Raw genomic sequence first — 12,850 nt, forward strand, 5'->3', positions numbered from 1 at the left:
ACTGGATCGGGGGTTGGAGCAATCTAATCTAGTGAAGGCGTGTTGAGCTAGAAATGTGTTCTTGTAGTGATATAAGAACCCTCGCCCGATAGGGCGGGGAGAGGTCAGTCAGTGGTTGTATACACGCAACCAAAAGCCAAAATATTTAAAGGAAAACATGTCAACGAACCTCAAACAGACGTCCTAACTTTGCCTATGTTTGAAAATTGGATTAAAAGTTTAAGAAGACAAGAGTTTGCAACCTTTTCAAAGAGGGAGTTTTCTAAAATACATAAGCTTATCAAAGCTCACGAACGTCAATATGAAAAAGGGTATTTAAGGATTGGGGAAATACAGCTCACAACTTAAAGTATTCTTCCTGCATCAATCATCTATCCTCTTCATAGCTTTCCTGTAAACATCGCTACGTTCGCGCTTTCCGACAGCTAAAACGGTCACAATGATGACATCATCTTCGACTTTGTAAACTAGGCGATAACCCGATTGGCGAAGCTTAATTTTGTACATGTTGTCAGCCCCAGAAAGCTTTGAAGCGGGAACATGTGGATTTTCTAAGCGTTCAATGAGTTTTTTCTTAAACTGCTCTTGTAGCGTTGAACCAAGCTTTTTCCACTCTTTGAGCGCACTCTTTTTAAAGTCGAGCTTATAGGTCATCAATATTTACCGAAATACTCTCTTCAGATTCACGCTCTTTAGCAATGGTGAGCAGCTCTAGGTCTTCGAGTTTGTCCATCATCATTTCGTACGCTTCGGCAGGCACGCAATAAAATGCTGGTTCATTTCGGTTTAATACAGCAACAGGTTCACCGTAAGCACTCGTTGCGACTTTCATAGGGTTAGCTTTCAACTCAGTAATGCTTGCAGCAACATCGGCTAAAATTCTAGCGGTCATTTAATAGGCCTCTTAAGTGGTCTTAATATTGGTCATTTTAGTCTCAGCCAAGCTATATAACAAGTGTTATGAGTTGCAAAAAACTTTTGAACTCTCGAACAATTGAGCGTAGCAATATGGTAAATGTCTTAAGAACTCGGTCATCTAGACTCTTATTGTTTGCAGCGAGTCTATTTTGAGCAACCTAGCCTTGCCAAATATCAATCAACATGCTTATCATATAAACAGTTTTAGCCGTTTGTCCTATTTGGACGAACACTAAACGCTCCTATTTGGAGCTTGAAATGTGGTTATCACTTCGGTGGTAAATGTCGGGAGAGAATCTCCATAGTCTAGGCTGAAAACTAGCGAAAGTAGCGACACCACACACTCTGCTTTTACGATCAAACCTCGCTCTCTTGAGCTTACCGATACACCTAAGCTACGGCTTAGTTATGACTCTCCCTACCCTATTTGTCTTTGGGCAAGGAGTCGTACTTTCCCATTGGAACGTACACCCAACCTTTATGAACTCTTCGCTTCTACTGTCATGGTATGAGCGGCTTTGTCGTGTCTGCAAGATAGCTTCTAGCAACACACTATCTGAAACCTACGGGTAAACCTTACCCGTCTGGGCATAGGTCTACCCTTTATTGGAGAAACCTATGACCAAACAAACTCAGTTATTACAGAACTCACTCCCTCTCATTGCTGCAGGACTTGGCGACAAGTTAGGTGTGCGTGTGACGGTCAGTGGTAATCAGGCCAGTACAGATAGCAAGTCCATCAATATTCCTGATTTTCAAATCTCCTCGAAAGAAGAAAAGGATGCGGTACTTGGCTTTATGAGCCACGAAGCCGCACACATTAAGTTTCATACCTTTCGGGGTATCGATTACGACGATATTCAAGTGCCACTGCGCAAGCATATGTGGAATATCTTGGAAGATTGTCGTATTGAAACCGCCATGATTGATTCCATGATTGGCACAAGAAAATGGATGAACCAAATTTGGATCAAGCGTCAAAAAGAAGGAACGCGAGAGCCGGTCACAAAAGACGATGCGCCAGCATCTATTCTGTGTGACTACCTGTTGTTTACCTGCCGTGTTCATCATCGTGGACAACAACATTTGGAAAACTATCTAGATGCCGCTGAAGAAGCATTTATCGAGGTATTTGGTTGGAAATTATTGAGTCAGCTACAAGCGCTCTTAACCCAGCAAATTGGTCGTCTGTCATCCTCAAAACAAGCCATGGCTCTTGCAAAAAAGGTCGAAGACCTCATCAAGAACCATGCCCCTGAAGAGGAAGACAAATCTTCACAGGAAGAACCTGAACACTCAAGCGAGCCACAACAAAGCGAAGAGAACTCAGATGAACAAAGTGATGATGCTGATTCTGAGAAGCAACCTGATGCAGATACCTCTGAACGTTCTCATGCAACACAAGAGAGTGAACAGTCTCAGCAAGGAGAGTCTAAAAATGACGGCTCTGAGGAATCTGAATCTGAATCTGAATCTGAATCTGAAGACATTACAGAAGGTCATGAGCCAAGTAAAAGCCAAGTTCAACCTGAATACGTCGAACCGTCATCGGAAGACATAGCCAAAGCCATTGTTTCGGCCTGCTCTGCCTGTGATGAAGACTTTACCGACGAAATGGAAGACTTCGCTTTAAAGCTGACTAAGTTAGCCAATGCGAATACCGCGCAATCCACCGTTAGTATTCCTGATTATAAGTCCGTGATCGCCACGTCTTATATGAAAGGACAAGGTGATGCGTTGGTGAAAGCCGTCAAGCAGACCTCAAATACTCTGACCGCCAAGCTGCAAGGGTTGGTGCAAGAGAATATGAGAGTGAAAGCGAAAACGGGGACTAGAGGGCAAAAGCTCAACACGAAAGTGCTTCAGCGCTACAGCGTGGGCGATGGCCGATTGTTTAAGTCAAAAACCACGAAAAAGGATATTGATACGATTGTAGAAATTGCGATTGATAACTCTGGCTCAATGGTGGGCTCTGGCAGCAATGATTTACTTCAAGTGGCCAAAGAAGCGCAAGTGGCACTGGCGTATGCGTTAACTCGTATACACGGTGTGACAATAACCGCAAGTGCTTACCCGTTGACCGCAACAGAGAATACGGTAATGGAACTGCTCAGTGAAGGAGAACACGTCAAGCACTTACCGGCGCGTCTCTCTTACGCAAGAGGCCAAGGCCATCATACCCCATCAGGAAGTGCCATGTGGCATTGCTTGAGAAAGGTATTGAGAAGTTCAAAAGAGAAAAAAGTGATTTTGTTTATCACTGACGGATACCCAAACTACGACGAAGAAGAGGCACTTCGTCAACTCGTCCTGCGAGGCGAGCAATCCGGAGTGTTCATTGTGGGCATTGCAATTGGCAGTATTGCAACGAATAAAGCGGATTTTTACCGCTTCTTCAATCATGCGCTGTTCATCTCGAATATCCGTGACTTGAAACAGGAATTGTTCAACATCGCTCAAGACATCTTGATCGACTAGAGCAAAAGAAACCGCTACCCACAAGGGCATACATCACGCCCTTGAGCATGATGTTTGCCCGTTAATCGGAGAGCATCATGCGAATTAGAACCTCTAAGACGTTAGAGAATACATCTCAGTGTTTGCTGTTTCCAAAAGAGCTAGAAACCCCAACGGAGTTTTGGTTTGATTGGACGGATACTGAAATCATCTCTATACAACGCGCCATGATTGTTCAAGCGCTCACTGAGTTGCAAGACCATCGGCGTTCCAGAAAAATGCGTCAAGAAGCTTGGGATTGGCTTTTCAGCAATGAAGACCATGCTTTTTCCAGCCGAGTGTGCGCAAGAAATAACCGACTTGATATCGAAACACTGCGAAGCATCGTGCGACGACTGGTGAACGATATCTAACCTCCACCTTTAGACACCCAATGGGCTATTTCCCATTGGGAAGTAGCGCCATGGGTTCGGTTCAGGAGCTATTATGCCTATTTTTACGATCTTAATGTTTGTACTCATTGTTACTGTTATTGGCTATGCCTGTCAGCACTATGGGACCTTCATTTCTGACTAGTCACGTTTAGCGTTTTCTCTGCCATTGGGGCTTTTCAAAGCCAGTGTTTAAGCAGGTTTTGCAAAGCCTCAATGAACACAACGGAGAAAACCCATGCAAAACGTCACTACCCACCCACCTCACATCGCTGTTTTACCTAAACATCAGCGTGTGTTCCTAGACGATTGGACAACCGACGACATCAATGAACTCCAATACGGCTTGATAAAATCAGCGATAGACGATGTTCGTGATGGCCGCAAATCCAAAAAAATGCAGCAAGAAGCGAGAGATTGGCTACTGAGTGAAGATACCACTCTCCCACTTTCTTTCTCGAATTGCTGCCATGCATTGGGTCTGGATGCCGATGTCCTGTTGGACTTGGTAGACAAATTAACTCATGGAGGATTGTACCTATGAACTTCCAAAACAAAAGCGATGCGGTAAAACACGCCGCTCAAGGTCGATGGCTCGAAATTTTGAGTGCTATTGCGCCTGATTTAGACAATGCAATAAAACGCTGTCCTCATCATGTCCCCTGCCCTGTGCATGGTGGCAAAGATGGATTCAGACTGTTTAAAGACGCCAACCAAACCGGTGGGGGAATTAGTAATGCAGACGGTGCAAAGCCGAATGGCTTTGAGTTACTCATGTGGGTTCTCGATTGTGATTTTAAAACGGTCTTGAACGATGTGGCTGACTATCTTGGACTGAACAAGTGGAACACCCAAGATGTAACACCCAAAGCAGCGAAGCGCAGCTCCGATTATCGGGACGCCTCCCAAATAGATGAAGCCACCTTGGATAAAAGGCGATGTGCGCTAAGAAAGACTTGGCAACAGTCGTTAGCCTTACACTCTGCAAAAGCTCAGCTTGCTCGGCAATACCTCACACATAGAGGAATTAACCTGGCAATGATGAACTTAGAAGGTTTGAGTAAAACACTACGCTTTCATCCTTCACTTGCACTATGGCATGAACAACAGTTCATCGGTTATTTCCCTGCGATTGTGTCCATGGTGAGCTATAGCGACGGCCAGCCTGCGTGTTTACATCGCACTTACCTCGACAATCAAGGGCGAAAATTGAACTTGATGATAGAGGGAGAGCCTGTTCAGTCGAAAAAACTGATGGGACGATGCAAAAACCAAGCGCTGACTGGCGGAGCCATCAGACTGGGTATCGCTCAACACACATTGCATGTTACTGAAGGCATTGAAACCGCGCTCAGTGTGATGCAAGTGAAAGGCGAAGCCGTATGGCCTTGTGTAAGCAGTACGTTGCTGGCCAAGTTCGACCCTCCGGAAAATGTCACAGATATTTTTGTTTGGGTGGACAAAGACCGCAAGAAAGTACTGGATAAAGGCAAAGTGGTACAAGCTGGGTTAGATGCTAGCATGGAACTGTTTGAAAGGATGGAATCTAAAGGGGTGAACGTGACAATAATGCTCCCTGAAGATGATATCCCAGAAGATAGCAAAAGCCTTGATTGGAATGACGTACTCGTCTCTCGTGGCGAACACGCCTTTCCAGCTCATTCGCTGTATCTTTGGCATTAGGAGGCGACCGATATTAATAGTGAGAATGAACCTGACGTATTGACGGTCAATCAGCATAAACCGCTACTGATTGTCAGCCTCGAAGGCCAATTCCTTGCGAAATTTAACCCTCCTACTTCAGGGGGGATGCACCAAGAGCTGAAGCTTTTGGCTCGCTCTTTCCCTGAGTCTGGAACTTTTGAGACGCTGATGCATTACTCTAAGAGCAATTCGTTGGCTCCACTAAAGTTTAACGAAGCCCTACTGTGATTGAATATTCGCAGTAGGGCTTTCTTTTTTCCTCACATTACCCGGACAGAGCTCACAAAGTTGGTTCTTCCTCTCACTTCTGCTCTCCCAAGTTCTTTTTTAATCTCTAGCAAGCTCCCACCATCGACACCTAAAAGGATATCCCACAAACTCTATTTAAGTTCCCATATATCATTAAGTTATATAAATGCCCACCGCTCTTTTCATTGTTAAAGCATTACCTATATTTACCGATTTAGGAAATTCCAAACCTCATGAGTAAATAAATAGGACAGCAAATGATCTACCCATAAAGAAAGGAATACCCATGTTCAAAAGGACGTCATTAGTGTTGGTGTTTTCAGCATGTCTCACTCCCACTATCGCACTTGCTCAGGATACCACAACGCAGAACATTGACTCTTACTACCAAGATGCTGAGCGAGGTTGGTATTGGTATGAACAACTTCCTAAAGAAGAGCAACAAAAATTTGTCGAAAAGCTCCTTCAAGAGCAGCCAAATGTCATCCCCGACCAAACAAAACCGAAGGAAAATTCGCAACCGGCCAAAACTGAAGATAAGCCGCTATCGAATGCATGGTTTCGCGCCAATTTTCAAAATTACATGGATGCAGCAATAGATAACCCGTATGACGAAGATGCCATGCGTACCTACCTATACCTTGAAAAATTCATGCGTGATAGAGCTGTTGCCTTTGGCTATGAAAGACAAAAAGCGGTCTACAACGACCCGTTCCTCGATGCATCCAGCAAAAGGCCCACTGCTAGCTTTGGCATGAAAACCATGAGCCGAGCGGCTAACAACAATCGTGATGCGCTGTTGAAGAGTTTTGGTGATAAATCAGGGATATTCTTTTTCTATCGCTCGGATTGCCCTTATTGCAAGCAACAAGCTCCACTCATTCGAGGTTTAGAGCGTGAGTTTGGTTTTCAAATCAAGCCCATTTCTCTTGATGGCCAACCCCTACCCAACAATCCATGGGAGGGCTATTTAACCAATCAAGGTCAAGCCGAACAATTGGGTGTTGCTCAAGTGCCTGCCATGTACCTATTTAACCCAGACAACAATGCCATTGAGTTGGTGGCTCAAGGACTCCAAGCTTTACCTCAGTTGAAGAAACGCATCTTGTTAGCAGCAGAGCGTGCCGAACTCATCACACACGACCAATACAGCACTACCATACCGACGGGGCTTTATTCCGATGTGAGTGGCGGCATCATTGGCCATTTCCCAATGCCAGAAAACTCACCTAACACATTCAAAAATCTGTACTACCAATCTTTGGAGGCGAAACAATGATCAAGGCAAAACCATTCAACTTAAAGAAAAACGCGTTGTTTATTGGCCTTAGCCTCATGAGCCCAATCAGCTTTGCAGGCTCCATTAGTTCTCAAATGGACGATGCATTTAACGCTCTCGTCAATGTTACCGATGCAACAGCGTACAATACCGCAAGGCGTGGTGTTATCTCTGGGGGGCAAGTGTTTATAAAAGTGCCTACAAAGCGTGTCAGTTTGACCTCCGCTACCGCTCCACGTATCACCGCAGGATGCGGCGGTATTGATATGTACGGTGGTTCATTTAGCTTCATTAATGCCGATGAAATGGTGGAAACTTTCCAGGCTATCGGAGCCAACGCTCTAGGTTATGGAGTTAAACTTGCTGTGACCTCAGCTTGTCCAACCTGTGAGCAGGTTATGACTTCATTAGAGAAAACCGCTCAAGCTATCAACTCTCTCAATATTGATAGCTGCCAAGCCGCCGAAGGATTAGTTCAAGCCACAGGTTGGAGTGCAGCTGTAAAAGATGCCGACAAATCATCGAAGATGATTGGTATCGATACTGGTACATTTAGTGACGCAGGAGAAGCTTGGACTAAAGCTTGGAAATCAGGTACATCCCCAACTAAAGAACTAGAAAAAAATGACCCTGATAAATACAAAAAGGAAATCACAGGCAATATAGCTTGGCGAGCATTTAAAGAAACTAGCTTCAAGGACCTCTACGGTGGTGACGATGAATTCTTGGAAATGGTGATGACCATTACTGGCACCGTGATAATGAACAACACGTCATCAGACAATGAATCTTCCGCTGCACCAAAATCATTTAAAGGTCACGGAATCAAATTGGTTTCCCTTCTGGAAGGAGCAGAAACAGGACCAGCTTTCAAGATTTATAAATGTGACACAGTTACAGAGAATGGTTGTCTCAATATGTCAGAAGCACCAACAAAGGAGATTTCAGATAAAGGGCTTAAAGCTAGGTTTTTGGATGCCTTAACTGGCTCTGGCGGTCTAGTTGAGACCTTCGGCACAGATGCCAAAATGTCTGACGATAAACAAAAGCTCTTGCAGTTTAAAACGTCTATAGGAGGACTATGCACGCAAAAAATTCGACTCGCAATGATCAACCAAAAAAATCAATCACTCGCAACACAAATAGCCTCTGACTGCTCAGACCGAATGGCATTGGATGCAGCAATGGCACAAATCAATTCTTATATTGATGCAGCTCAGGCAGCTTTACTCAACGCGGGTTCTTCAGACAGTCAAAAATCAGCTAAAGATGCTGCAAAGAAAATATTTGAAGATAGCCGAAAAGCCTACAAGGACGAATACGAGCTGTTGAGCAAAGACTACGACTATAAAACTGTCAAAGACAAAATATCAACGGTGGTACTGGAGAGCAAAGCGAAAACAACGCAAGGAGAGAAATAATGGTATGGGAGATAGTGGCGTTTGGTAACGTCAACGCCCTAAATTTAACTTTCAATGCTATAGCAAGCATTTTTGCGGAAGGAAGTTATAAGTCCGCAGCAATCGCAATCATTTTATTGGTGGTGGTTGGCAGTTCAATGAAAAGTTTAACTGATGGAAAACAAGAACTCCCTTATGCGAAACTGCTGGCAGCTTTGATCATTTATATGATGGGGTTTAATACATTTTCGACTGTATCGATAGAAAACCGCTATGATGGAACCGTGACTACTGTTGACAATGTCCCTGTCGCAATTGCTGCTCCTGCCTCCTTAATTTCGCAAGTTGGGTTGTATATGGCAGAAACCGTTGAGACTGCTTTTGGGAATACGGGCTCTGATATGGAAAGAGTGACCTCATCTGGCTATTTGTCTCCACTAAAGCTCTTAACTACCTACAGAAATAAAACCATGTACCGCTGCCCCGCCGGTGAAGAAATCTCTACTGGTAATGGTATAAACCTGTGTCAGTCTCTATCGTCTTACATAGCAGAATGTGCCATGGTAAAAGCCAATCGAGACAACGCCTACCTATCGATGTCTGAAGGTAACTTCTTAGATGCTATCAAGTTTGATTCAGAAGCGTTTGCAACAGAAATTATAACAAGCTCTGGGGTTGCCGTAACCAAATCTTGTAAAGATGCATATGAAATTATTAAGGGGCTATTTGATAGCACCACCTTTGACAATATGGTGAATGTAACAACTTCTGGATATGGGGTTGGTACAACAACTGAAACTGGTATTGAGAAAACAGGTGATGCATTGAAAGCGATAGGAGTAGACTCGGGACAGGCTCGTAACCTACTCGCCACGATGTTTATGAGAAAATCAGCAGAAGATGGAGAACTTGAGTTTTATTATGCAAATGGGGCTTCTGATTTAGCAGAAAACCTGAACAGCTCAATAGAACAAAGAAATTATGCTTGGACACTGCAAGGAGAGATGTGGGTTCAAATCGTAGATAAATTCTTGGCAATCATGGAATGCCTTATATACGCAATGGCGCCGTTTATCGGTCTCATGGTTTTAACTGGCTCTTTGGGTTCCAAAACATTTCTTTTGTACTTGCAAATGCTTGCAGTTATTCAATTAATGCCTGCGTTGCAAGTAATAGCACAAAACATCATTCTTTCGGACATGATCACCTATACAACTGAGCTTGCGAATAGAAAATATGAAATAGGTTCAATGGCCTATGAATTTAGGCTACTTGATAAAGCAAAAGAGTTGATTGGTTTAGGTGGCATGATAGCTGCCACCATTGTACCCGCGATGGCTATGGCTCTAGTGACAGGTTCCGGTATGGCCATGATGGGAGCGATGAAAGGTGCAGCTGCGACGCCAAAAGATACCGATGCTGTGCCTGATTTAGCTGGGCAAGGTGGGTCAATGACCAATTTGGGCGTGATGAATACGGCCAATATGGATGCCTATGGTAATCGTATTACTGAAAACACCCGTGACCAAATTGGACAAATTGCGAAAGGATTAAGCGCAACTAACAATGTCCAAGCTGCAAAAGATCGTGTTGACACTGCACAGCAAGCCTATAGCACTGCACGATCAAATATAAATCAATCGACTGACGGTACAAGCTATAGTGCTTCTGATATGAGATCGGCATCAACCTCGCTACTTGGAAGCAGTCAAACCCTCGATAGCTGGGCTGATAAGCAGGTTGACTCACTATCAAAAGGGTTGAATCTTAGCGAATCTGAAAGAAACGAGTGGAAACAAAAAATTGTATCCAGTGGTCAATTTGGTGTTGAAGCGGGAATTAAGGCTGGTTTATTTGTCTTCGGAAAGGCTAGTGCCAGTGGTTCAGTGGCTGCCTCCAATGAAGATGCAAATGGACGTAGCGTCAATAAAGAGATGCAAAAGCGGTTTGATAATATGACCTCTGGTGAGAAAGGTAAACAATTCACTGCGAGTTACCAAGAAGCAAAACAAGCAGCAAGGTCGAACAATGAGAACTACACGACGCAGAACAGTACTATGGACAGCAATATTAAAAAGTCTGAAGCAGCTTACAGCGAAGTGCAATCTGCTGAACAATCGTATGCAACGAGCCAGCAACTGAGTAGTACCATTTCTCTTATGAGTTCAGACTTAAGTACCGTACTGCACAGCACATCGCAGGATCGCGGTGTTATGAACAGAGTGTCGAGTGACTTCCTTGATTGGGATGACAACAAAAAAGCTCAATATGTCTCATTAGTTAACCAGTATGAGGGAGGCGTTGATGGTAATGCTATGGACAGTCAATCGGCTCGTTTGGCAGCTTATCTCGCCACAAATAGAATATGGGGAGATGAACAACAGTCCCTCGAAACTCTATCTCTATATAAAGGCAATCAGCCATCCACAACCGATGAACTCGTCAATTCAAGTCTTGCGCCAAAAGACAACACGAAAACTCAAACTGACTCAAACACAGGAGAGAAAACTAAAATAAAAATAGAAGCGCCGGAAAGCTTTGACAAAGACACTAAAAACATTGCCGATCCAATAAAACCAAGTGAGATAACTAGAGGAAACACCCTTTCAGAAGATAGGCAAGGGGAAATTTTAAATGACGAAAAAGCTCAAGAGCATGTTCAAGCGGTCGTAGCTAAAGGCAAAGAGAGCATGGTTCATCAAGAACAAGTGTTTTATGAAGGGACAGCCTCGCCATATGGGCCTCCTACAAGTGGCTTCAATCAACAGAAAACCAACCTAGAAAAAGAAGCGGATACTAAGATAGATGAAAGTAACCGCAACAAAGGTAACTTGATAACTCAAACCTTGGGCTTCGTCGCAGATGTGAAAGAGGAAGGTATGCAACTCATATCTAACTCAAAAGATAGCCTTGACAAAGCAACCAATTACTTTAAGAAAGATGGAAAATAAACAAACAGCATAAATCTAAAATAAAGGGCATTAACTGTGTGATCCCGAACCTTGACTGACAGCACAGTTAGTGCCCTTTATATTAACTTAAAAGTATATATCGATACATTTAGGTGCTTCGCATACTCTTCTCTCGTTAACTCAACGACTTTGGCACTTATATTAGTCAGTTTACTTAAATCTGATTTCTTTACATTCTTGATAATTATTGGGTTATTGAAGCCCCATATTAACATACGATTTTTCTTCGAATCATTTGAAAACTGCATACTAAAACTACGAGAGCCAGTCCTATAATCTTTGGCGTTGGCAACTATCGGTACATATTCTTTATTTACAGCACTTACCTCAATAACTAAAAACTTGGAGTTAATATAATCTAGCAATCTACTTGTATATGGTTTTTTTTGTAATTCATTCGTATTTTTTTCCTTATATAAGGCCAATGTATATGGTAATTCTTTTTTCCTGTCAGTAACATTAAAATACTGAGAGAGAGTCTTCTCAACAGGAGAACGCCTTACGTTCCATGATATTGGCACTCTAATATCATAGGTTCCATTGCCATTATTAATAAAACGAGGCTTTCCAAGGATTATTTTTGTTTCATTAAGAAAATAACCGAACACATTCTGGTTAATATCTTGCTTGGCTAGCTCAAAGTCCTTGTCATCGAGCTCTGCTAATTGAATCAATGTACCCTTTTCAAAAACTTGTTTTGCCGTTGAGCGGTTATTATTTAACTCCTTGAGTATTCCTTCACGAGCAGCCATTAAATCTTGCCTAGACGTCCCTGTGTTGATTGTATTGGTCAACTCTAACAATTTTTTTCTAAGTCGTTTATTGTCATCTGATAGGAATTTTATTTTTTCTTGTCGTTCTGGATCAGACTTTAACTTCGCGATCCCCTCTTTAATTGATTGCTTAGATAGCTTTATTTTTGCATCAGTAACTAATTGAATGCTACCAGATTGGCTAATTTCTCTTTTATCAATACGAGAAAGGACTTCCATAAACCCTGCACTAAGAACACGAACTTGTTGCTTGGTGATTTTTCCATCTAGTAATTTTAATTCACTCTCTACATATGTCCCAGCGTAATCAGAAGCAGACTTCTTTGCCTGCTCTATGTTTATCGCTTTAGCATCAGTCAATGTATCATTGTCACCAAGCACATAGATTTCCGTTACATTGAGAACAATATCCTTCTTTGAATCCTTATCGACAGTCACATCAGCCAACGTCGAAAATGAATAGAAAATGAGATAGAGAAATAACAGCTTCATTTTTATCTTGTCCATAAGAATGTAATTATTGCCAATTTTACCATGGCACATAAAAGTCCAAAATCTTCTACACAGTCAGGTTGGGGTTACTCGAAATATTAATAGAAAACCTGCACATATAACATTGAGTAAGTCGTTAATTACTATTTGAAAAATCAATAATCAGTGGAAGGCG

The 12,850-nt window shown here is 42.8% G+C and carries 11 protein-coding genes; 8 read left to right on the forward strand and 3 right to left on the reverse strand.

All coding sequences use genetic code 11. The features are described from left to right. Nucleotides 1-363 precede the first annotated feature (363 nt). On the reverse strand, nt 364-654 hold the full coding sequence (locus ACM2FC_RS21050; protein WP_498483020.1) for a type II toxin-antitoxin system RelE family toxin: 291 nt from the start codon (nt 652-654) through the stop codon (nt 364-366). Next, nucleotides 644-892: a type II toxin-antitoxin system Phd/YefM family antitoxin gene (locus ACM2FC_RS21055; RefSeq protein ID WP_498483021.1), complete on the reverse strand. Its 249-nt coding sequence runs from the start codon at nt 890-892 to the stop codon at nt 644-646. The genes ACM2FC_RS21050 and ACM2FC_RS21055 overlap by 11 nt, the downstream gene beginning before the upstream one ends. Before the next feature lie 644 nt (nt 893-1,536). Between ACM2FC_RS21055 and ACM2FC_RS21060 the strand changes: the two genes are divergently transcribed. The 8 genes from ACM2FC_RS21060 to ACM2FC_RS21095 all read left to right on the forward strand — a co-directional run bounded on the left by ACM2FC_RS21060 (nt 1,537) and on the right by ACM2FC_RS21095 (nt 11,389). After that, complete coding sequence (locus tag ACM2FC_RS21060) at nt 1,537-3,396, forward strand: VWA domain-containing protein (RefSeq protein ID WP_498483022.1); 1,860 nt, start codon at nt 1,537-1,539, stop codon at nt 3,394-3,396. A gap of 77 nt (nt 3,397-3,473) precedes the next feature. After that, nucleotides 3,474-3,788 (forward strand): hypothetical protein, encoded by a 315-nt coding sequence (locus ACM2FC_RS21065; RefSeq protein WP_498483023.1) that lies wholly within the window; start codon nt 3,474-3,476, stop codon nt 3,786-3,788. A 256-nt stretch (nt 3,789-4,044) separates the two neighbouring features. Further along, nucleotides 4,045-4,350: a hypothetical protein gene (locus ACM2FC_RS21070; protein ID WP_498483024.1), complete on the forward strand. Its 306-nt coding sequence runs from the start codon at nt 4,045-4,047 to the stop codon at nt 4,348-4,350. Further along, complete coding sequence (locus tag ACM2FC_RS21075; RefSeq protein ID WP_498483025.1) at nt 4,347-5,489, forward strand: DUF7146 domain-containing protein; 1,143 nt, start codon at nt 4,347-4,349, stop codon at nt 5,487-5,489. The genes ACM2FC_RS21070 and ACM2FC_RS21075 overlap by 4 nt, the downstream gene beginning before the upstream one ends. A gap of 39 nt (nt 5,490-5,528) precedes the next feature. Beyond that, nucleotides 5,529-5,738: a hypothetical protein gene (locus ACM2FC_RS21080; protein ID WP_498483026.1), complete on the forward strand. Its 210-nt coding sequence runs from the start codon at nt 5,529-5,531 to the stop codon at nt 5,736-5,738. A 307-nt stretch (nt 5,739-6,045) separates the two neighbouring features. After that, nucleotides 6,046-7,038, forward strand: a complete 993-nt coding sequence (gene traF / locus ACM2FC_RS21085) for a conjugal transfer protein TraF (protein ID WP_498483027.1) — start codon at nt 6,046-6,048, stop codon at nt 7,036-7,038. Continuing rightward, entirely contained in the window at nt 7,035-8,459 is a 1,425-nt protein-coding gene (locus tag ACM2FC_RS21090; protein WP_498483028.1) for a conjugal transfer protein TraH, read from the forward strand. Before traF ends, ACM2FC_RS21090 begins: the two co-directional genes overlap by 4 nt. Continuing rightward, entirely contained in the window at nt 8,459-11,389 is a 2,931-nt protein-coding gene (locus ACM2FC_RS21095) for a conjugal transfer protein TraG N-terminal domain-containing protein (protein ID WP_498483029.1), read from the forward strand. Before ACM2FC_RS21090 ends, ACM2FC_RS21095 begins: the two co-directional genes overlap by 1 nt. A gap of 77 nt (nt 11,390-11,466) precedes the next feature. On the opposite strand, the gene ACM2FC_RS21100 is transcribed toward ACM2FC_RS21095, so the two are convergent. After that, a complete protein-coding gene (locus ACM2FC_RS21100; protein ID WP_498483030.1) occupies nt 11,467-12,675 on the reverse strand; it encodes a hypothetical protein in 1,209 nt (402 codons plus the stop codon). Between the last annotated feature and the right edge of the window lie 175 nt (nt 12,676-12,850).

The organism is Vibrio sp. A37 (assembly GCF_059777565.1).